This window comes from Sorangium sp. So ce590 (assembly GCF_051521365.1).
Taxonomy (GTDB): domain Bacteria; phylum Myxococcota_A; class Polyangia; order Polyangiales; family Polyangiaceae; genus Sorangium.
The window spans coordinates 10,719,374-10,740,509 of sequence record NZ_CP150346.1 but is presented as its reverse complement, the minus strand read 5'-3'; the positions used below and the strand labels follow the sequence as shown (position 1 = coordinate 10,740,509).

Below are 21,136 nucleotides of genomic sequence, written 5' to 3'. Positions count from 1 at the left end.
CGCCCGCCAGCTCTCCCCTGTCCACCTACCCCTGAGCACGGTCCATTTACCCCAGGGCGCTAGCTTCTAACTGTTCGTATTTATTGTGAAATCTGAGTTATCCCCGCCCTCCACAGCACCTACGACGAAGACGTTGTCTTTATTTATCTATTTCATGGAAGAGAGAGGCGTCCCGCAAGGTCACGGGAGCGCTCATTTCCGAGGCACGCCCGGGCGATAACCCTGCTAAAGGGAGCAGCTCCGGAGTCGGCTATGGACCTTGTGATCCCCAAGAAAGATCTGCTTCGCCTCGTTGCACGCTGCCAAGGCGTGGCGGACAAGAAGAGCGCCATGCCGGCGCTCGCCAACGTCCTGCTCGCCGCCGAGGGCAACGCCGTCCGCGTCGCCGCGACCGACCTGTACATCGGGGTCACCGGCCAGACGCACGCGGACATCAAGACCGGCGGCACCGTCGCGGTCCCGGCCAGGGACCTGCTCGAGCGCGTGAAAGCCATGCCCGATGGCCCGATCCAGATCACCACCACCGAGGGCGCGCACACGTCGCTCAAGGCCGTCGGATCACCCCGGCGCTACACGCTCCCCGGCCTCCCCGGCTCGGAGTTCCCGCAGCTGCCCGTCCCGGCGCACGACGCGCCCTCGCTGGAGCTCCCCGTCGAGCAGCTCGCGCTCCTGATCACCAGGACGCACTTCTCGATCTCCACCGACGAGACGCGCGCGCACGTCAACAGCGCCCTGTTCGAGTGGGCCGGCGACCGCGTCAGGATGGTCACCACCGACGGCCACCGCCTGTCCAAGATGGAGGCGACCGTCTCCGGCAGCTCCGCCACGGCCACCATGCTCATCCCGCTCAAGGCGATCACGGAGCTCCGCCGCCTCGCCGAGGAGGCGCGCGCCGAGAAGGAGACCCCGATGGTCGCCATCACCCAGAGCGGGCCGAACGCGTTCTTCAACATCGCCGGGATGCAATTCTCGGTGAAGCTCGTCGACGCGCAGTTCCCCCCCTACCAGCAGGTCATCCCCTCGGTCACCGAGCGCTCGGTCCGCGCGCCCCGCGTCGCGTTCGCCGAGGCCCTCCGCGCCATCGCGCTCGCCGCCAACGACCGCACCGGCGGCGTCAAGCTGTCGATCGCGCCCGGCACCCTCCGGATCACCAGCGAGAGCCCGGACACCGGCGCCGGCTTCGACGAGCTGGCCGTCGACTACAACGGCCCCGAGGTCACCATCGGCTTCAACGCCAAGTACTTCCTCGACGTCCTCGCCTCCATCGACGACGACGAGGTCGTCCTCGGCATCTCCGGGGAGCTCGACCCCGCCGTGCTCCGGCCCGGCAGCGAGTCGAACCAGCAGAGCTACGTCGCCGTCATCATGCCGATGCGGATTTGAGCGCGCCCACCGACGAGCTCCAGGGACGCCTCCCGAGCCTGCTGCTCGAGCGGCTCCAGATCCGGGAGTTCCGGAACCTCGGCCGCGTGGACGTCGAGCCCGCGCCGCGCCTCAACGTGATCGCCGGCAACAACGGTCAAGGCAAGACGAGCCTGCTCGAGGCCATCTACTTCGCGGCCACCTCGCGCAGCTTCCGCACCCACCGCGCGGCCGAGCTCGTGCGCCACGGCGCCGACGTCACGAGCGCGCGGGCGCGCTTCGTCGAGCGACGGGACGCGCTGCCGCCCCTCGGGCGCGAGCAGACCGCCGCCGTCGAGCAGAAGCGGTGCGTCGTGCGGATCGACGGCAACCGGCCCCCGAGCCTGGCGAGCTTCGCGACGCGCTCGCCGGTCGTCGCGTTCCACGCGGAGGAGCTCGCGCTGTCGACCGGGCCCGCGAGCGCGCGGCGCACGCTGCTCGATCGGCTGGCGCTCTTCATGGATCCGCAGAGCGCCGACCACCGCGCCCGCTACGCGCAGGCGCTCCGCGCGCGCCACGAGGTGCTCCAACGCGGCGGGAGCGGGTCCACGCAGGCGGGCGCCGAGCTCGACGCCTTCGAGGAGCTCTGCGCCGTCCACGGCGCGGCGCTGACCCGCGCCCGCGAGGCCGCCGTCGAGGCGCTGGCGCCGGAGCTCACGCGCGCCTTCACCCGCATCGCCGCGCCGGACCTGATCCTGGCGGCCCGCTACGCGCCGGGAGGCACCAGCGACGCCCAGCAGGCGCGCGAGACGCTGCGCGAACACCGCCGGCGCGACGCCCACCGGCCGAGCGCCGGCTTCGGCCCCCACCGCGACGACCTGCTGCTCGAGCTCGATGGGCACCCCGCCCGCGTGGTCGCCTCCCAGGGGCAACACAGGGCCCTCACCCTCTCGCTCAAGGCGGCCGAGACCGCTGCCATTGCGTCCGTTCGGGGCGTAGAGCCCATTCTTCTGCTGGACGACGTGTCGAGCGAGCTCGATCCCGACCGGACGGCCGCGCTGTTCACGTTCCTCGGAATGGCGCGTGGACAGGTGTTCCTGACGACCACGCGGCGCGATCTCATCGTCACGCCGGGCGTCGCTCCGTCGGAGCGGCGCGATTTTCACGTTGAAGGCGGCGCGCTCAGCTGACGTGCGTCGAGGGCGCGCGGGCGCTTACCGAGCGGACGCTGAAGGGCGGATGCGCGCCAAGTCCCGCCGCGACCCATGAGCGCCGCCAGACGCGTTGATCGCCCCCCCAGCCCACGAGTTGGGGCGCTCCGGACGCGCCCGCGCCGGGCGCTGAAAATACGGTGTTACGAGGCTTCCGGACTCGGCGAAACGCTTGCCCGAGCCGCTGATTTCGGCTACATTTCCGCAGTCTTTACGGGGCATCGACGAGCGGTCCGCGCATGATCGTTCGTGCCCTCGGAACCGATCCGGCGCCGCGGCCGCGGCACCCCGGGTCCCACCTGACGAGCTGCCACCGAGCCGGCCCCTCCACTGCAAGAAACCCGGCAATCCGAGCGGCCTCCGCCGCTCTGCGCCCCCGGTGAGAGGCGGCGGGCGCGCCACCAGGACCGATGATGACGGAACCCACCCTGAGCCAGCCGACCGACCTCACCAAGGCGTCGTATGACGCCCACAGCATCACGGCGCTCGAAGGCCTTGAAGCGGTGCGAAAGCGCCCCGGCATGTACATCGGCGATGTGCATGACGGATCGGGGCTGCACCACCTCGTGTGGGAAGCCGTCGACAACGCCGTCGATGAGCACCTCGCCGGCGCCTGCACGGAGATCAGGATCACCGTCCACTTCGACGGCTCGGTGTCGATCGAGGACAACGGCCGCGGGATCCCGGTCGGGATGCACGCCAAGGGCGTGAGCGCCGCAGAGGTCGTCATGACCGTCCTCCACGCCGGCGGCAAGTTCGACAATTCCAGCTACAAGGTCTCTGCGGGCCTGCACGGCGTCGGCGTGAGCGCCGTGAACGCCGTCTCCGAGTGGCTGAAGCTCGAGATCAAGCGCGAGGGAAAGCTCTGGTTCCAGGAGTACGCCCGAGGCGTGCCGAAGGCGCCGCTCAAGCCGATCGGCGTGACGGACAAGACGGGGACGAAGATCACCTTCAAGCCCGATCCGGTCATCTTCAGCGCGGTCGAGTTCAGCTTCGACATCCTCGCGAGCCGCCTGCGCGAGCTCGCGTTCCTGAACGCCGGGCTCGTCATCCACCTCCACGACCAGCGCCCCGACGGGAGAGTCGAAGCCTACGAGTACAAGGGCGGCATCGCGGAGTTCGTGGCGCTCCTCAACAAGACCAAGGAGCCGATTCACGAGGAGGTGATCAGCTTCATCTCGCAGCATGAGATGAGCGCCGGGAGCGAGGCCACGAACGGCCGCGGGAGCCCGGGGGCGCCGCCGGTCGGCGTGGAGGTCGCGCTGCAGTGGAACGGCTCCTACACGGAGGCGATCTTCTGTTACACGAACAACGTCCACAACAGGGACGGCGGCACGCACCTCACCGGGCTCCGCGCCGCGCTCACGAAGACGATCAACAACTACGGGAGCGCGCACAACCTCTTCAAGGAGCTGAAGCAGGGCCTGCAGGGCGAGGACGCGCGCGAGGGCCTGACGTGCGTGCTCAGCATCAAGCACCCGGACCCGTCGTTCGACTCGCAGACGAAATCCAAGCTCGTCTCCAGCGAGGTCAAAGGCATCGTCGAGGCCGCCGTCAGCGACAAGCTCGGGCAGTACTTCGAGGAGAACCCGCAGAGCGCGAAGAAGATCATCGAGAAGGCGGTCGTCGCGGCGAAGGCGCGCGAGGCGGCCCGCAAGGCCCGCGAGGTGATCCGCAAGGGCTCGCTCGACGTGACGTCGCTCTCGGGCAAGCTCGCCGACTGCCAGTCCAAGGACCCGGAGAAGAGCGAGATCTACATCGTCGAGGGCGAGAGCGCCGGCGGCAGCGCCAAGATGGGGCGCGACCGGCACTTCCAGGCGATCCTCCCGCTGAAGGGCAAGATCCTCAACGTCGAGCGGGCGCGGCTCGACCGGATGCTGAGCTCCGCCGAGGTCGGCACGCTGATCACCGCCCTCGGCTGCGGGATCAACGACGCCGGCGGCTTCGAGATCGACAAGCTCCGCTACCAGAAGATCATCCTGATGACGGACGCCGACGTCGACGGCTCCCATATCCGCACGCTGCTCCTGACCTTCTTCTTCCGGCAGATGCCCGAGATCATGGAGAAGGGGTATCTGTTCATCGCGCAGCCGCCCCTCTACCGCGTGCGCAAGGGCAAGCGGGACCTGTACCTGAAGGACCAGGCCGCGCTGGACGAGTTCCTCGTGGGCAACGCCGTGGACGGGCTCGAGATCGTCGCCAGCGGCGCGCAGACGGGCATCCTCGGCCAGCCGCTCTACCGCCTCGCGCAGCGGCTGAAGCGGTTCCGCGCCGTGCTGTCCAACATCGACAAGCGCTGTGACGCCCGGATCGTGGCCGCGGTCCTGAGGTCGAGCGGGCTCGGGCGCGACGACCTGCGGGAGACAAAGAAGGTCGCCGCGGCCGCCGACGAGCTCCGGGCCTACCTGAAGCAGCGCTATCCGGACCTGTTCCCGCTCACGCTGGCGACGCCCCGGGACACCGAGCACGGGACGAGCCGGATCGAGGTCGTGCCGCGACCCGGCGCGAGCGCTCGAAGGAGCGTCATCGACTGGGAGCTGGTGAATTCGCCGGAGTACCAGGAGGCCTGGTCGATCGAGCAGGACCTCCGGTCCATCGGCGCGCCGCCGTACCGGGCCCGCACCTCGAGCGGCGAGGAGACCATCGAGAACGGCGAGACGCTGGTCGAGTACATCGAAGAGCGGGGCAAGAAGGGTATCGCGATCAGCCGTTACAAGGGCCTCGGCGAGATGAACGCCGATGAGCTCTGGGAAACGACGATGAACCCGGACGCGCGGACCCTCCTCCAGGTCCGCATCGACGATGCGGTGAAGACGGACGAGCTCTTCACGATCCTCATGGGGGATCAGGTCGAGCCGCGGCGCAACTTCATCGAGCAGAACGCGCTCAACGTGAAGAACCTCGACATCTGATCCTGCATCCGGCGCGCGGTTCCTGCGCGGCGCCGCGCGCGGGTCGCGCGGACCTGGGGTTGACGCGGCGCTGGCGCTGCATCGATCACCGGATGCGTCCGCTCGGTATCTCTGGCAAGCCCCTTGCCTGGTCGGCCCCTTGCTAGCCAAGGCGCGCGCCTTAGCTTCGAGGGGCCATGAGAATCGAGCGAATGACGACGAAGGCCCAAGAGGCCATACGAGAGGCTGTCGATTTCGGCAGCCGCCGGGGAAATCCCGAGCTCTATCCCGAGCACATCGTGCGGGCGATCGTCGGCCAGGACGGCGGCGTCGGCGCTCCCCTTGTGCAGAAGGCAGGCGCCGATCCGGCAGGGTTGCTGCGCCTCCTCGACGCGAAGATCGACACCTACCCTCGCGTGAGCGGCGGCGCCGAGCCGAACCTGTCGCGGCGCGCGCTCACGGTGCTGCAAAAGGCCGAGGACGAGGCGAAGGCGCTCAAGGACGAGTACATCTCGACAGAGCACGTCCTGCTCGCCGGGATCAAGGCCGACAAGGAGATCCAGTCGATCTTCGAGCGAGCAGGGCTGTCGTACGACAAGCTCCTCGCGTCGCTCGCGGCCGTGCGCGGCAACCAGCGCGTGACGGACCGGGACCCCGAGGGGAAGTTCCAGGCGCTCGAGAAGTACACGCGCGATCTCACGAAGCTCGCCCGACAGGGCAAGATCGATCCGGTGATCGGCCGAGACGAGGAGATCCGGCGCGTGATTCAGGTGCTCTCGCGGCGCACAAAAAACAACCCGGTGCTCATCGGTGAGCCCGGCGTCGGCAAGACGGCCATCGTCGAGGGCCTCGCGCACCGGATCGTGGCGGGAGACGTGCCGGAGTCGCTCAAGGACAAGACCGTCGCCGCGCTCGACCTCGCCGCGATGGTCGCGGGCTCGAAGTTCCGCGGCGAGTTCGAGGACCGGCTGAAGGCGGTGCTCAAGGAGATCGAGGGCTCGAACGGGCGCATCGTCCTGTTCATCGACGAGCTCCACACGCTGGTGGGCGCCGGCGCGGCGGAGGGCGCCATGGACGCGGCCAACATGCTGAAGCCCGCGCTCGCGCGCGGCGAGCTGCGGTGCATCGGCGCGACCACCCTCGACGAGTACCGGAAGCGGATCGAGAAGGACGCGGCGCTGGAGCGGCGGTTCCAGCAGGTGCTCGTCGCGCAGCCCAGCGTCGAGGACACGATCGCCATCCTGCGAGGCCTCAAGGAGAAGTACGAGGTCCACCACGGGATCCGCATCCAGGACGCAGCGCTCGTGGCCGCCGCGGTGCTGTCGAATCGGTACATCACCGAGCGGTTCCTGCCCGACAAGGCGATCGACCTCGTGGACGAGGCGGCGTCGAAGATCCGCATGGAGATCGACAGCCTGCCCACGCCGATCGACCAGGTGGAGCGCGATCTGCTCAAGCTGCAGATGGAGGAGCAGGCGCTGAAGCGCGAGAGCGACAAGGCGAGCAAGGCGCGCCTCGACGAGGTGCGGCGCGAGATCGCCGATCTCCAGGGGCAGCGCGACGCGATGCGGGCGCAGTGGATGCGAGAGAAGGAGCTCATCTCCGAGCTGCGCCAGCTCAAGCCGCAGATCGAGGAGCTCAAGCTGGAGGAGGAGCGCCTGAAGCGCGCCGGCGACCTCGGGCGCGCCGCGGAGATCCATTACGGCAGGATCCCGGAGATCGAGAAGAAGCTCGAGGCGATCCGCGCCACGCTCGCGCAGGTGCAGTCGAAGGAGAGCTACCTGAAGGAGGAGGTCACCGACGAGGACATCGCCGCGGTCGTCTCGAAGTGGACCGGGATCCCCGTGTCCAAGATGCTCGAGAGCGAGATGCAGAAGCTCCTGCGCCTGGAGGACGAGCTGCGCCGGCGCGTCGTCGGGCAGGAGGACGCGCTCCGCGCGGTGTCGAACGCCATCCGGCGCTCGAGGGCAGGCCTCGGGGACGAGCGGCGGCCGATCGGGTCGTTCCTGTTCCTCGGGCCGACCGGCGTCGGCAAGACCGAGCTCGCGCGCGCGCTCGCCGAGATCCTCTTCGACGACGAGCGGGCCATGGTGCGGCTCGATATGAGCGAGTACGGGGAGCGCCACGCGGTGGCCCGCCTGATCGGCGCGCCGCCCGGGTACGTCGGCTACGAGGAGGGCGGCCAGCTCACGGAGCCGGTGCGCCGGCGGCCGTACAGCGTGGTGCTGTTCGACGAGATCGAGAAGGCGCACCCGGACATCTGGAACACGCTCCTCCAGGTGCTCGACGACGGGCGCCTGACCGATGGGCAGGGGCACACGGTCGATTTCAAGAACACGATCATCATCCTGACATCCAACCTCGGGACGCCCGCGGCCGCGGCCATCGAGGAGCGCGCGAACCTGCCGGCGGAAGAGAAGGCCGAGCTCGTGAGGAGGGCCGTCGTCGAGGAGGTGCGGAGGCACTTCCGCCCCGAGTTCCTGAATCGCCTGGACGATCTCATCGTGTTCCGGCGGCTGGAGCGCGAGCAGATGGAGAAGATCGTCGATATCCAGCTCGGTCTGCTGCGAAGGCGCCTGGATCGGCGCGGGCTCCTGTTCACCATCTCGTCGGAGGCGAAGGGCTACCTCATCGAGCAGGGGTGGGATCCGCAGTACGGCGCAAGGCCGCTGAAGCGCGCCATCCAGAGGAGCATCGAGGACGAGCTCGCGAAGCGGATCCTCGGCGGCGAGTTCAAGCAGGGCGACACGGTGCAGATCGACCGAGCGGGCGGCGCGCTCACGTTCACGCGCGCGGCGCCCAACTGACGGTCGTCAGCCCGCGTCAGCGCTCGGGGAGATTGCCGGCGATGCGGCGGAGGAGGTCCAGGACGGCGTAGGCGGCGCCGAGCTGGACCTCTTCGCGATCCCCCGAGAACACGCGGTCGCGCACGACGAGGCCGCCGGGGTGCGACACAGCCCAGTAGCAAAGGCCGACCGGCTTGGTCGCCGTGCCGCCGGTCGGTCCGGCGATGCCGGTGACCGAGATGGCGACGTCGACCTCGCAGAGGCGGCGGACGCCCTGGGCCATCTCGGCGGCGACCTCGGCCGACACCGCGCCGTGGCCGCGCAGGGTGTCCTCCGCGACGCCGAGCAGCCGCGTCTTGGCGCTGTTCGCGTACGTGACGGCGGCGCCGACCAGGTAGTCGCTCGCCGGGTAGCTCGTGAGCAGGTGAGAGATCAGCCCGCCAGTGCACGACTCCGAGACGGCGAGCCGCCAGCCGCGGGCGCGCACGGAGCGCCCGACCATCTCCGGGAAGGCGTCGTCCCCCTCCCCGTACACGGCCGTGCCGAGCCGCCCACGGACATCGGCCGTCGCCCTCAACGCCAGCTCGTGCGCCATCGAGTGCGTGGCGGCGTGAGCGTGGACCTTCACGTCGACCTCCGGGTAATGCACGCGGTAGCCAAGCGTGATGCCGGGATAGGCCTCCTCCACGCCCTTCAGGAGCTCGCCCAGCGCGGACTCGGGCAGACTGTAGGTGCGAAGGCGGACCTGGAAGGTGTTGTTCGGAGCGGCCGGCCGCACGCGCGGCAAGATCTGCTCGGTGAACATGCTCTTCATCTCCCGCGGCACGCCCGGCAGGAAGAAGACCGTGGACTCGCCGAGGTGGATCCCGAAGCCGGGCGCGGTGCCGGACGAGTTCGGCAGTATCTCCGAGCCGGAAGGGACGTCGGCCTGCTTCTCGTGACCCGCGTTCATCGTCTTGCCACGGCTCTCGACGCGGCGGCGGATGGCGAGCAACGTGCTGTCGTCGCGCACGAGGTCGGTGCCTGTCGCGCGCGCTGCGGCGAGCGGGGTGAGGTCGTCCGTGGTGGGACCCAGACCGCCGGTGGCGATCACCAGCCGGTGCGCGCCCGCGAGCTGGCGGACGGCGGCGGCGATGCGATCGACGTCATCGTCGACGGTCGTGGACTCGCTGACCGTGAAGCCCGCTGCGGTGAGCTCGGCAGCGAGCCAGGCCGCGTTGGTGTTGAGGATCTCGCCGCGGGTGAGCTCGGTGCCGATCGAGAGAAGCGCGACAGCCATTGGGAAGTGGAACTGTAACCCAATCCGGACCAGACGGAGCGCGTTTCCGGACTGTTTTGAGATCGGTCGTCGGCCTCCTCCCCTTCCCCTCTCCCCTCCCCTCTCCCCCTCCAACGCGGCGCGCGAGGGGCGCGGCGTGCGCTCAAGGAGGATAGACGCACCGGAAGCCGAGATCCGGCGAGCGAGTGAGTACCGGAACAAGCTGCCGATTCCAGGTGCGGAGCGCCGCAGCTGCCTCGTCGGCCCACGATCCGCCGTGAGCCCCCGAGACCCCGTCCTCGGGCCGATCCGGGGCCGCCCACTCGGCGACATTGCCGGCCAGGTCGAACACGCGCCCGCCCGCGTGCAGAGCGGCGCCGTCAGGGCGCGAGCCGGCGAGCTCCGGGCCCGTCGCGCCCCATCCGCATGGGCCCGCCCGCAAGCCGAAGGCGACGCGCCGGCAGACCGCGCCCGTGTCGCCCCACGGGTACCGCCGGCTCGAGGGGCCCGCCGCAGCGAAGGCCAGCTGATCCCGCGAAGGGAGCGCCCCGCCCGCAAAGGCACAGTAGCGGGCGGACTCCTCCAGGGTGATCCTCGTCACCGGGAGGCCTGGCTCATCGCGCAGCGCCAGCGAGGCGCACGCGCCGGCCGCAAGGCAGGCGGCGTAGCGCTGCTCGGTGACCTCGAACGCGTCGAGCGCGAACGCCGGGACGAACACCTCGCGCGCCTCGACGACGCCCTGAGCTTCCCAGTCGCTCGGACCGAGCCGCAGCGTCCCGGCGGGGATGCGTACGGTCGCGCTCGGCGCGACGCAGCCGGCGGGGGTCGGCGCGAGGCCTGCGCCGCAGCGGCTCGGCGCGCCGGCGCAGCGGTCAGCCTCGAGGCGCTGGCCCTCGCCGCAACACCGCGGGCCGAGCGCGACCATCCCCGGCGCGCAGCGCGCCGGCGGTCCGGCGCGATGGCGGGCGAGCGCGGCGATGCCGACGATCAGGAGGGCTGCGCCCGCAGCGAGACCGGCCTTCCAGCCGGCCGCCCCTCCGGCACCCGGTGCTGCCCCCACCTCAGGGGGGCGGCGACCCGGCAGCGTCCGCCTTCCGCCGCGCGCCGGCCGGCTCGCGCGAGCCGGCGGCCTTCGCGTGCGCCGGCTTCGCTTCGATCATGGCCACGAGGCGCGCGAGCGCGTCGAGGAGCGCCCCCCGGATGCGATCGTACGTCTTCGGACCGACGTCGCCCCGCTTGCGCGCGCGCTCGAGCTCGACGAACTCGTCGAGCAGCGCGTCGCGCGCCTCGATCAGCTCTCGCCGCTCCTCGTCGTCGGGCCCGCGGTCTTCGTCGCGCCGACGGGCCAGGTTCATCGCGGCCCCGCCGATCACGGCGGCGCCGGCCAGGAGGAGCGCGATCCATCGGCCCACGCTGGGCGTCGGCAGCCCGCCGAGCGTGATCTCGAGGGTCTTCAGCCCGCCTTCCACGCGGGTGCCCTGCCGCTCGGTGATCAGGATCTTCTTGCCGTCCCGGTTCTGGGTGCGCTGCGCCGCCGGGAAGCCGGCGACGTTCAGCGTCATCGACTTCGACGCCTCGGCCATCACGCGCATCTGGGCCATGCGCGGCGGCAGCTCGATGCGGATCGTCTGGCGCTCTTCCATATTGAGCGGGACCTGCCAGCGGAACTGGCCCTCGTGCCGGCCGGGGCTCACGGTGCCGCGCAGCGCCGCACCGGTGCCCTTGACCTCCTCGAAGCGCACCTCGTCCATGCTCTCGGTCTTGTTGAACGCCTTGTAGTCGGGCGGGAGGGCGAACGTCTCGTTGGGCAGCCAGGCGACGCGGCCGAGGTTGTAGACCTGGAACAGCTGCTCCACCGAGATGGAGTCCTGCCGGAGCTGGAGGTAGATGATGCCCTGCGTCCCGACCAGCAGGTTGTTCACGTCCGACGTGGCCTCGTAGACGTGGAGCACGGCGCGCTTGCCGGCCTCGGCGCTGAGCCCGAAATGCGGCAGCGAGAACGTGCCGCCGTCGCGCGTGACCGAGATGCCGTAGCTCGTGCCGCCGCCGATCGTGAGGCTCTCGAGCCGGACGGTGCCCGCGTCGTCCGTCTCTCGCTTCACGCGCTCGCGCGAGTCGCCCTTCGTCACCGAGCTCTGCATGATGTCGACGTCGACCGGGATGCGAGGGACGGGCCTGCCGTCCGCGTCCTGCACGGTGAGCACGAGGACGCCGGGCGGGAGGGCGGCGTCTTCCCGGGCCGTGTCCTCGGGCGCCTCGAACAGGCCGGTCGCCGCCTCGGAAGCGCGCCGGGATGCCGCGTCTCTCGCGGGAGGCTTTCCCACCGGAGGGTGACCGGAAGGCAGCTCCTGCCCGACCTCGGGATGGCCCGGCGGCAGAGCGCCCGCGGCGTCGGGGGCGCCCGCGTCCGCCCCAGCCGTCGAGGCTGCAGCGGGGCTCGCGCTCCCGGCAGCCGCGGCCCCCGCCGGCGGCTTCGCCGCGCTCGGCGCCAGCGTCTTCGCATCCTGCTTGGGCGCCGCGGGCTGCGCGGAAGCCGCCTTGCCCGCCGCGGGCTGCGCCGAGGCGGCGGCCGCCGCGGGCGGGGCCGGAGCAGCCGGCTGCGCCTGCGCCGCGTGCGCGGCGGTCATGCTCAGCGAGGCGATCGCGGCCAGCGGGGTGTACCTGGTCCAGCGCATCACAACGCCCTCCTGCTGTCGTTCTCGTCGACGCCGGCCACGGCCTCGTCCGTCGCAGCCGGGTCGGCCAGCGGCGCGCCGGCCGCGCACTTCGTCCCGCACTTCTTGCAAAACACGGCGTCTTCGTCGTTCAGCGTGCCGCAGGCCGCGCACGCCAGCGCCTGCGCCGCCTCGCGCTCCTCCGCCGCCGCGGCCAGGTCGCTCTCGCCGTCCGCCGCCGGCTCCGGAACGCGCTCCTGCTTCGCCGGTCTGGCCTCCGTGACGGCGCCCTCCGGCGCGGCGGCGGCGCCCTCCGGCGCGCTCGCGGCCGCGTCCTCGCCCTGCCCCGGGGCGTCCACGCCGCCGTCGTCCTGCAGCCCGGCGCGCCGGAGGTGGCTCGCCACGAGCGCGGCGACCTGCTCGCGCCGCGGCTGCGCGTCGGTGTCCAGCACGCGGAGCAGCCGCTTCGCCTCGGCGCGGTACTTCGCGACCAGCTCGGCGTAGTCCTCGTCGCTGATCTTCCCGACGCTCCGCTCGAACTCCAGGTCCTTGAGCGCGCGCAGGACGGCCTGCTTTTGCTCCTCCTCTGCGCGCGGCGCGCCGATGGCGTACGCGTCGGCGCCGCTCAGCGGCGTCTCCCCGAGCAGCACGCGCAGGCTCGCCCAGAAGATGGCGATCACGGCGACGAGCGCGCCGCCGGCGAGCACGAGGATCGCCGCGGGCGGCCCGGCGACGAGCCCCGCGACGCCGGCGCCGACGAGCGCCACGAGCGGCGCCCCGAAGCGGGCGTAGTGAACGATTTGCCGCTCGAGCGGCGAGTCAGAGCCCCGGATCACGGCCGCGTGGGCCGTGGCCGTGGCGGCGCTTTTGGCGGACGTTTCGGCACTCATGCGCGGTCTTCGCGGTCGAGGTTCTTGAGCTCCTCGTCGAGCTTGTCGTCGTAATCGTCGCGCGCGCCGGGGACAACGCCCTTCCGGGATCGCTCGCCGGCGGCGCCCGCCTCGTCGCTGCGCCGCTTCCAGCGGCGCAGCGTCATGATGACGACGCCGGCGCCGCCCAGGATAGCGCCGAGCGGGAGGAGGTAGATCAGCCGCTGGCTGCCCTTGTTCGGCGGTACGGACAGCGCCTCCGCCCCGAAGCGCTCGGCGTAGGCGGCCTTGATGGCCTCCACCGAGAGCCCCGACGCGAGCGCCGCGCGGAGCTCATCACGGCGCTCGTGGGCGAAGCCGCAGGTGCACGTCCCGAGGGTCTCACGCGGGCAGCCGCACGTGCAGATCACGCTCCAGAAGAGCTTGCGCTCGTCGTCGCTCTGGATGCCGACGGTGCCCGAGCGCTGCATCCCCTCCCCGAGCTGCTGGCCGTGAGCGAACTCCGGCGAGCGCAGCAGGACGACGAGGGCGATGACGCCTGCGGCGAGGAGGGTGATGCCGTGGATAAGGTGTCGTGTGCGGCTCATTCGAAGGCTGGCTGCCTGGGCTCGGCAGCGGTCGGGAGCATTGCACCGATCGCCGGCGCCCGCCCGGGATGAACGGACGCGCCGGAGGCGGGGGCGCGGGCGTCGTCGTCGTCGACGTCGCCTGGCGCCTGCAGGATCGGCGGCCCGAGCCTCTCCTGGATGGGGCGTCCGTAGGCCTGCGACGGGCCGCCGGCGAGCAGGAAGGCGAACACGACGGACGCCACGACCGACCCTCCCGCCCGGACATAGCCGAACGCGCCGGCCTCCTCGAGCACGATGTCGGGCCACATCGCGATGAGCGCCCCGAGGACGAGGATCCCCGCGCCGAACCACATGAACGAGATCAGGTTGTTCACGTGCAGCTGGAAGGAAGCGACCTTGGTCTGGGGGTTCGCCATCCCGATGATCACGTAGAGGTCGTTCTTGAGCGTGATGTGCCGGGCGACCTCGGTCGACGGCGCCTCGGGGGTCGCCTTGTAGATGTACTTCGCCGGGCTGATCCGGCCGACCGGCGTGCCGTGTCGCTCGACGTCGAGGTCGGCGAAGACCATCCGCTTCTCGCTGTCGACCTCCATGCGCGGACCGGCGTAGACGAGGCGGTACTCCTCGATCTCCACGGCCTCGCCCGGGCGGAGGCTGATCTCCTTGTCGACGCCCCACGCGCGGCCGGCGAACCCGATGAACATCACCGCGATGCCAACGTGCACGATGTAGCCGCCGTAGCGGCGCCGCGACCTGGCGATCAGGTTGTAGAACGAGGTGAAGAGCGACTCGCCCCCGCGCTTCTGCCGCGCCGCGATGCCGCGGGCGAACTCCTGGATGACGACGGCGACGTTGAACGAGGCGATCGCCACCGTGATGAACGGGTAGGTCGACGCGAGCTTCGCGAGCGCGGCGCCGAGCTGGCCGGGGTAGATCGGGTCCACGGCGACGAACGGGGCGAAGCCCACCTTCTTCCCGAGCGAGAGGTGGAGCGCCACCGTGACGACCGTGGCCAGCACCGGCCAGCGGAAGCTCTTCCGGAAGAGCTCCGGCGACGTCTTCCGCCACCCGAGCAGCGGCGCGACGCCCATCATCAAGAAGACCACGAGGGCGACCGGAGGGAGCCACATGTTGTAGAACGTCGGCCCCAGCGTCGACTTCTGATCGAGCAGCCACTCGCTGATGCGCGGCCATACGGTCGCGACCGCGATGAAGATCATGATGCTGAAGAGGCCCCAGTTGTTGAGGAGGAACGCGGCCTCGCGCGACAAGAGCGACTCGAACTGCCCGTCGCTGCGCAGCCGCGGCAGGCGGTAGACGATCAGCGCGGTGCACGTCGCCAGGATCACGGCCATGAAGCCGACGAACCAGATGCCGATGCCGGACTGGGCAAAGGAGTGCACGCTCGCGATGAGGCCCGACCGCGTGAGCCAGGTGCCGAAGATGGTGAGGAAGAACGTCCCGCAGATGAGCGAGACGTTCCACACCTTCAGCATGCCGCGGCGCTCCTGGATCATCGTCGAGTGCACGTAGGCGCTCGCCGTGAGCCACGGGAGGAACGCGGCGTTCTCGACCGGATCCCACGCCCACGGGCCGCCCCAGCCGAGCTCCTCGTAAGCCCACAGCATCCCGAGCACGTTGCCGATGGAGAGGAACAGCCAGGAGAAGAGCATCCACTTCCGCGTCGCCACGATCCACTCGCTGTCGAGCCGGCCCGTGGCGAGGGCGGCGATCGCGAAGGCGAATGGGACCGCCGCGCTCGTGAAGCCGATGTAGAGGCTCGGCGGGTGGATGATCATGTAGAAATTGCGCAGCTGGTAGTTCAGCCCGTTGCCGTCGATCGGGGCGCCCGCCACGCTCGTGCGGAACGGGTTCACCGCGAAGATCATCAGCGCTGCGAAGAAGATGAGGACGCTCATCAGCGTCGCGATGACGTAGGGCTGGAGCTCCAGGTACCGGCGCTGCAGCCAGACGACGCAGCCTCCCGCGAACAGCGCGGTCAGGAACATCCACCAGAGCAGCGAGCCGTCCTGCCCGCCCCAGAGCGCCGCGATGAGGTACGGCGTGCTCATCGACCGGTCGCTGTACTGGGCGACGTAGGCGATGCGGAAGTCGTGGCTGACGAAGGCGTACGCCAGCACGAGCACCGCGAGGCCGACCAGCGCGATCGTGCCGTACGCGCCGAGCCGCGCCGCCTGCAGCAGCCGCGGTCGCCCGCGCGCCGACGCGAGCCCGACGGCGAAGGTATACGCCGCGGTCACCAGAATGGCGTAAAGGACGCCGGTCCCGAACTCAGGGAGGGATTGCCACATCGTTGTGGCCGGAAGCTTAGGCTTGCCAGGCGCGCAGGGCCAGCGCACCGCGCCCGCCAATTCAGCCTTCACCGCCGCTGAACGCGCGCTGCTGTGCGCGTGGCGCTCGCGATCGTCTGCCCCGTCCTGGCCCCGGCGCTTTTTCTGACGGGGCTGCACCCTGCCCCGCCGGCGTCGATGCCGGCCTGCGCGCTCGCAGGCGCCGGCCGCGCTCGTCGTCGCCGCCGGCCCGCGTGCTCGGATCCTCCGCGCGACCGCGATGTGACGGAGCATGCATCACGGAGTCACCAGCGTCGTTCTCCGCGTCTTCGCCTGCGCCGCGCGTCATGTCGAGCGCGCCGGAAGAGCTTCGTTTCAGGCTCGGCGTTGAGAACGGCGCACTATACTCAGAGCATGGCGATCGCTGCCGCCGCTATCCGCCCGACCGATCTCATCTACGACTGGAACGAGGTGGGCCGCGTCGGGCGCGTCATTCCGAAGGAGATCGGCTTCTTCGACGAGACCCTGCGCGATGGCCTGCAGAATCCCTCCGTCGCCGACCCGAACATCGAGAGCAAGCTCAAGCTGCTCCACCTGATGGCCAAGGTCGGCATCCAGATCGCCGACGTCGGCCTGCCCGGCAGCTCGCAGCGGGCCTTCGAGGACGTGCTCCGGATGTGCAAGGAGGTGGCAGACAACCACCTGCCCCTCCGCATCGCTTGCGCAGGCCGCACGGTCGTCTCGGACATCACGCCGATGATCGAGATCTCGCAGCGCGCGGGGATCCCGGTCGAGATCTACGCCTTCATCGGATCGAGCCCGATCCGGCAGCTCGCGGAGGCATGGGACGTCGACCTCATCGCCCAGCGCAGCGCCGACGCGATCGACGCGGGCGTGAAGGCCGGGCTGCCGGTCGCCTACGTCACGGAAGACACGACGCGCTCGCGCCCCGAGGTGCTGGCGACGCTCTTCAAGGTCGCCATCGACCACGGCGCGTCCCGGCTGTGCCTGTGCGACACCGTCGGGCACGCGACGCCCGACGGGGTCCGCAACCTCATCAACTTCACGCGCGCCATCGTCGCCGGGGCCGGGGCCTCGGTCGGCATCGACTGGCACGGCCACAACGACCGCGGGCTCGCGCTCGAGAACGCGATCTGGGCGCTCCAGTTCGGCGCGGACCGGGTGCACGGCACCGCCCTCGGCATCGGCGAGCGCGTCGGCAACGCCGCCATGGAGCTCATCCTGCTCAACATGAAGCTCCTCGGCCTCCTCGAGCACCAGGACCTCACCCACCTCCTCGAGTACTGCACGACGGCCGCGCAGGCGGTCGGCTGGGAGGTCCCCATCAATTACCCCCTGGTCGGACGGGACGCCTTCCGCACGGCCACCGGCGTGCACGCGGCGGCCATCATCAAGGCCGAGGCGAAGGGCGACTCCTGGATGGCCGACCGGATCTACTCCGGCGTCCCGGCAGGCATGTTCGGCCGGAAGCAGGAGATCTGCGTGGGCTACATGTCCGGCGCCTCCAACGTGAACTACTGGCTCAGGCAGCGGAAGATCGAGCCCTCGAAGGAGCTCGTCGACGCCATCCTGGTGAAGGCCAAGGCCACGGACCACATCCTCGCCGAGGAGGAGATCCTGGCCGTGATCGAGCAGCACCGCGGTCGCCAGGCCTGAGCCGGCGACATCGACCGGGGGCGGACCCCGCCCGCGGGAACGGTCCCCGGAGGTTCGGCGTTCTCGCGGATCCGGAGTAGAGATCCAGGCCGTGGCCGAGCAGGACAAGCAACCCGCAGCCGAAGCCGACCGGCCCGAGCGCCGGTCGCGGCTCGATGCCGTCCTGGCCGCGATCGCCGCGCTGGTCTGCTTCCTCGCAGCGACCACGCTGCGCGACCTGGGCCCGCGGTTCCTGCCGCAGGCGTCGATCCCCGCGCCGCCGGTGCCCGCCTGGGTCGAAGGGCGCGCGGCCGATCTCACCGCCACGGTGCGCGACGAGCAGGGGCGCCCGCTCCAGGACGCCACGGTGCGCGTCTTCGCGCTGCGCGAGGACCGGGCGTACTTCGCCGGCGAGCAGAGGACCGATTTGGCGGGCGAGGCTCGCTTCGCCGGGCTGCCGTCCGGGGAGGCGTGGATCATGGCGTACGGCGCGGAGCGGGCTCGCGCCTCGACGCGCCTCGCGCTGGAGCCGGGGCCGCGCGCCGTCGACCTCGTGCTGCGGCCCGCGAAGGTGCTGGACGTGCTGGTCGTCGACGAGGCGGAGCGCCCGATCGACGGCGCCGAGGTCACGGTCGCGACCGCCGATCCCCTCCCCTTCGTCGCGACGACCGCCGAGGGGGGCCGCGCGCGGTTCGAGCGGCTCGGCGCGGCGCCCTACGTCGTCCGCGCGTCGGCGCTCGGCTTCGAGGACACCGTGCGGACGGGCATCGTGCCCGGGCCGGTGCCGCTCAGGCTCCGCATGGATCGGCTCGGCGCGCTCACGGTCCGGGTGGTGGACGCGGAGGGGCAGCCCGCAGGCGGCGCGACCGTGCTCGCCGCCGGCACCGGCCTGTGGCCGGCGCGCAGCACGACCACCGACGCGACCGGCGCCGCGAGGATCGCCGGGCTCCGCGACGGGGTGTACGATCTCAAGGCGCGGCGCGGCGCCGCCGTGAGCGCGACCGCGCTCGCCGTGCCCGTGAGGCGCGGCGAGGGCAAGGAGGTGAAGCTCGTCCTCGGGCCCGGCCGCCACGTGCGCCTCCTCGTGACCGACGGCGACGGCGAGGACGCGCCGGCCGTGAAGGGCGCGAACGTCGTGCTCGTCGAGCAGGGCCTGTCGGCGTTCCCGCTGCACGGGCGCACGGGCGACGACGGATCCGTGACGCTCGGGCCGATCGCGCCGGGGTACGCGAGCGCGTCGGCCCTGGCGGCCGGCTTCGTGCCGAGGAACGCCGTGCAGGTCGACGCAGGCGCCGCCGAGGTCCGCATCCCGCTGCTCCGCGGCGGCGCGCTCGTGGGCGAGGTCGTGGACGACCGCGGCTACCCGGTCCCGGGCGCGACCCTCGAGATCGTCGGGGCCGACGCCGACGGGATGCCCATCGACGAGACGACCGCGATGTCCGAGTTCAGGGACGAGCACTTCGAGCGCGCCCTGCCCGGTCCAGCGCCGCTCATCCCGGCGGGAGAGCTCGGGGTCATGCCCGGCCCCATCCCGGATCTGCCGCGCGGCGACGCGTTCGTCCCGGCCGCCGCGGCGCGGTCCGGCGACCCGTGGGTCACGCGCGCCGACGGCACCTTCCGGGCCGAGCCCGTCACCCCGGGGCGCGTCCACGCCATCGTCCGCCACCCGGAGTACGTGGAGACGTCCAGCGAGATCGTGACGCTGCAGCCGGGCGGCGAGGCCCATGTGCGCGTGGTGATGCGCCAGGGCGGCCTGCTCGAGGGCCGCGTCCTCGAGGAGGACCGCAGGCCGGTCGCCGGCGCGCGCGTCGAGCTGGCCGCGACCGCCGGCTCGCTCGAGCGGGTGACGTACTCCGCGGACGACGGCACGTTCGCCTTCGCCGCGGTCCCCGACGAGGTGCTCGTCTCGGTCTCCCGGCCCGAGTCGCCCGGCGACGTCGTGGCGCGGCTCGTCGTCGAGGTCCCGGAGCGCGATCGCAAGGAGATCGAGGTCGTCCTCCCGAAGGTGCGCGAGGCGGTGGCCCTCCACGTCACCGACGATCGCGGCTACCCGATCGACCGCGTGGAGGTGCGCGTCCTCTCGCTCGACGTCGCCGTTCCGCTCCGCAAGACGCTCTTCACGGACGACGACGGCGACGCGAGGCTGCCCGACGCCGCCGGCCTCCCGCTCCGGATCAGCCTCGTGCGCTCCGGCAGGTCCTCGCGCGTCGAGCAGGTCGACGCCGCGCCGAAGGCGCTGCGGCTCGAGATGAGCGCCGCCCTCAAGGCCACCGGCACCGTGACCGGGCGCGGCGGGCGCGAGCGGCTCGAGGGCGCGCGGATCACGCTGTTCTCGCCGACCGGGCCGCGCCGCGCCACGAGCGACGCGGAGGGCGCCTTCACGCTCGGAGACCTCGCGCCGGGCCAGTTCCGCGTGACGGTGACCCGCGACGGGTTCGCGCCGGCGACGCTGCGGGTCACCCTCGCCGGCGATCCCGATCGCCCCACGGACCTCGGGCGCATCGACCTGTTCGAGGCAGGAGAGGTCGCCGGCCAGGTCGTCGATCAGCGCGGCGATCCGGTCGCAGGGGCCCGCGTCGCGCGCGACCGCGTGCCGACGTACCTGCCGCTCGGCCCGCTGCCGCCGGGCGTCGTGACCACCGACCGGGACGGGCGGTTCCAGCTCGGCGGCCTGCCCGAGGGCACGGCGGTGCTCGAGGCGTACAGCGCGGAGCTCGGGCGCGCCGAGTCGCAGCCGGTGCAGGTCCGGGCCGGCAGGACGATCGACCGGGTCAGGATCGCGCTGCCGGGCGGCGGCGCGCGGCAGGACCCGAAGGGCGCGGGGAGCCTGGCGGTGACGCTCGGCGAGGCGCGCCGGACCGTGACCGTGGTGTCGGTGCCTCCGGCGAGCGAGGCGGAGGAGGCCGGGATCGAGCCCGGCGATCGGCTCCTGTCCGTGAACGGCGCCGAGGTGCGCTCCATCGAGGAGGCGCGGCGGCGCCTCACCGGGCCGCTCTCGGAGGACGTCGTGGTGCTGCTCGCGCGCGACGGCGAGCGCGGCGAGACGCGGTGGCTCACGCGGGTGCGGCGGGAGCGGGTACGGCGGTAGGCGGCCGCGTGGCAGGGCCCTCGGCCGGCCGAGGGGCCCGGCAGCGGCTCAGGAGGGGGCGCGGCGCGGGGGCGCGGCGGCGCGCGCCACCCGATCTCAGTTCTTCGCCTTGGCCAGCACGATCGCGCGGCCGTCGCCGATCTCCCAGCGCAGCGTGTGATCCGTGGCGAAGCGGAACTCCGCTTGATCGAGCCCGCCCTCGGGACGGAGGAACGCGACGGTCACCTGATCGCCCTCCGCCTTGGCCACCTTGAAGGTGCCGCTGCGCGGCGTCTCCGCGGGCACGGTCACCGTGACCTTGCTGCCGTTGAACTCGAGCGCCGTCCCCTTGACCCATCCGGTCGCCTTCGTGAGCTGTTCGACGGGGGCGTTCTCGATGGAGTCGCCATACCAGCGCCCCTGAAGGCGATCGCGAGGGGTCTTCGAGCAGCCCGACACAGCGGTCAGCGCCATCGCCAGGGCCAGAGCGGTCATGATGCGGTTCTGCATGGGCCTTCCTTCGGGGGGTCTCGGGGTCCCCGG

13 protein-coding genes are annotated in these 21,136 nt (G+C 71.4%); 6 read left to right on the top strand and 7 right to left on the bottom strand.

What is annotated here, in order from left to right; genetic code table 11:
• Nucleotides 1-252 precede the first annotated feature (252 nt).
• The 4 genes from dnaN to clpB all read left to right on the top strand — a co-directional run bounded on the left by dnaN (nt 253) and on the right by clpB (nt 8,250).
• Nucleotides 253-1,383, top strand: coding sequence for a DNA polymerase III subunit beta (dnaN, locus tag WMF28_RS40775; RefSeq protein ID WP_437483150.1), 1,131 nt, complete (start codon nt 253-255; stop codon nt 1,381-1,383).
• Nucleotides 1,380-2,531 (top strand): DNA replication/repair protein RecF, encoded by a 1,152-nt coding sequence (gene recF / locus WMF28_RS40770; protein WP_437599120.1) that lies wholly within the window; start codon nt 1,380-1,382, stop codon nt 2,529-2,531. Before dnaN ends, recF begins: the two co-directional genes overlap by 4 nt.
• Nucleotides 2,532-2,965: 434 nt before the next feature.
• Nucleotides 2,966-5,464, top strand: coding sequence for a DNA topoisomerase (ATP-hydrolyzing) subunit B (gyrB, locus tag WMF28_RS40765; protein WP_437604364.1), 2,499 nt, complete (start codon nt 2,966-2,968; stop codon nt 5,462-5,464).
• 176 nt (nt 5,465-5,640) lie between these two features.
• Nucleotides 5,641-8,250, top strand: coding sequence for an ATP-dependent chaperone ClpB (gene clpB, locus WMF28_RS40760; protein ID WP_437599119.1), 2,610 nt, complete (start codon nt 5,641-5,643; stop codon nt 8,248-8,250).
• A 16-nt stretch (nt 8,251-8,266) separates the two neighbouring features.
• On the opposite strand, the gene WMF28_RS40755 is transcribed toward clpB, so the two are convergent.
• The 6 genes from WMF28_RS40755 to WMF28_RS40730 form a co-directional block, all read right to left on the bottom strand.
• A complete protein-coding gene (locus WMF28_RS40755) occupies nt 8,267-9,508 on the bottom strand; it encodes a CinA family nicotinamide mononucleotide deamidase-related protein (RefSeq protein WP_437599117.1) in 1,242 nt (413 codons plus the stop codon).
• Nucleotides 9,509-9,650: 142 nt separating this feature from the next.
• Nucleotides 9,651-10,547, bottom strand: coding sequence for a formylglycine-generating enzyme family protein (locus WMF28_RS40750; protein WP_437599116.1), 897 nt, complete (start codon nt 10,545-10,547; stop codon nt 9,651-9,653).
• A 1-nt stretch (nt 10,548) separates the two neighbouring features.
• The gene (locus WMF28_RS40745; RefSeq protein ID WP_437599115.1) at nt 10,549-12,162 is read right to left on the bottom strand and encodes a carboxypeptidase-like regulatory domain-containing protein; all 1,614 of its coding nucleotides are present in this window, start codon (nt 12,160-12,162) and stop codon (nt 10,549-10,551) included.
• Complete coding sequence (locus WMF28_RS40740; RefSeq protein WP_437599114.1) at nt 12,162-12,977, bottom strand: hypothetical protein; 816 nt, start codon at nt 12,975-12,977, stop codon at nt 12,162-12,164. Before WMF28_RS40740 ends, WMF28_RS40745 begins: the two co-directional genes overlap by 1 nt.
• A gap of 50 nt (nt 12,978-13,027) precedes the next feature.
• The gene (locus WMF28_RS40735; RefSeq protein ID WP_437599113.1) at nt 13,028-13,597 is read right to left on the bottom strand and encodes a cytochrome c-type biogenesis protein CcmH; all 570 of its coding nucleotides are present in this window, start codon (nt 13,595-13,597) and stop codon (nt 13,028-13,030) included.
• Nucleotides 13,594-15,891, bottom strand: a complete 2,298-nt coding sequence (locus WMF28_RS40730) for a heme lyase CcmF/NrfE family subunit (protein ID WP_437599112.1) — start codon at nt 15,889-15,891, stop codon at nt 13,594-13,596. Before WMF28_RS40730 ends, WMF28_RS40735 begins: the two co-directional genes overlap by 4 nt.
• Before the next feature lie 393 nt (nt 15,892-16,284).
• Between WMF28_RS40730 and WMF28_RS40725 the strand changes: the two genes are divergently transcribed.
• Nucleotides 16,285-17,547 (top strand): LeuA family protein, encoded by a 1,263-nt coding sequence (locus WMF28_RS40725; RefSeq protein WP_437599110.1) that lies wholly within the window; start codon nt 16,285-16,287, stop codon nt 17,545-17,547.
• Nucleotides 17,548-17,638: 91 nt separating this feature from the next.
• Nucleotides 17,639-20,614 (top strand): carboxypeptidase regulatory-like domain-containing protein, encoded by a 2,976-nt coding sequence (locus tag WMF28_RS40720; protein WP_437599109.1) that lies wholly within the window; start codon nt 17,639-17,641, stop codon nt 20,612-20,614.
• A 96-nt stretch (nt 20,615-20,710) separates the two neighbouring features.
• On the opposite strand, the gene WMF28_RS40715 is transcribed toward WMF28_RS40720, so the two are convergent.
• Nucleotides 20,711-21,103 carry a hypothetical protein gene (locus WMF28_RS40715; protein ID WP_437483119.1) on the bottom strand — a complete coding sequence of 131 codons (393 nt, stop codon included), beginning with the start codon at nt 21,101-21,103 and terminating at the stop codon, nt 20,711-20,713.
• Nucleotides 21,104-21,136: the final 33 nt, after the last annotated feature.

Coding starts and splice junctions, on each gene's coding strand:
- WMF28_RS40730 (WP_437599112.1), bottom strand. CDS start 15,891: ATGTGGCAATCCCTCCCTGAGTTCGGGACCGGCGTCCTTTACGCCATT.
- WMF28_RS40735 (WP_437599113.1), bottom strand. CDS start 13,597: ATGAGCCGCACACGACACCTTATCCACGGCATCACCCTCCTCGCCGCA.
- clpB (WP_437599119.1), top strand. CDS start 5,641: ATGAGAATCGAGCGAATGACGACGAAGGCCCAAGAGGCCATACGAGAG.
- WMF28_RS40745 (WP_437599115.1), bottom strand. CDS start 12,162: ATGCGCTGGACCAGGTACACCCCGCTGGCCGCGATCGCCTCGCTGAGC.
- gyrB (WP_437604364.1), top strand. CDS start 2,966: ATGACGGAACCCACCCTGAGCCAGCCGACCGACCTCACCAAGGCGTCG.
- WMF28_RS40715 (WP_437483119.1), bottom strand. CDS start 21,103: ATGCAGAACCGCATCATGACCGCTCTGGCCCTGGCGATGGCGCTGACC.
- WMF28_RS40755 (WP_437599117.1), bottom strand. CDS start 9,508: ATGGCTGTCGCGCTTCTCTCGATCGGCACCGAGCTCACCCGCGGCGAG.
- dnaN (WP_437483150.1), top strand. CDS start 253: ATGGACCTTGTGATCCCCAAGAAAGATCTGCTTCGCCTCGTTGCACGC.
- WMF28_RS40725 (WP_437599110.1), top strand. CDS start 16,285: ATGGCGATCGCTGCCGCCGCTATCCGCCCGACCGATCTCATCTACGAC.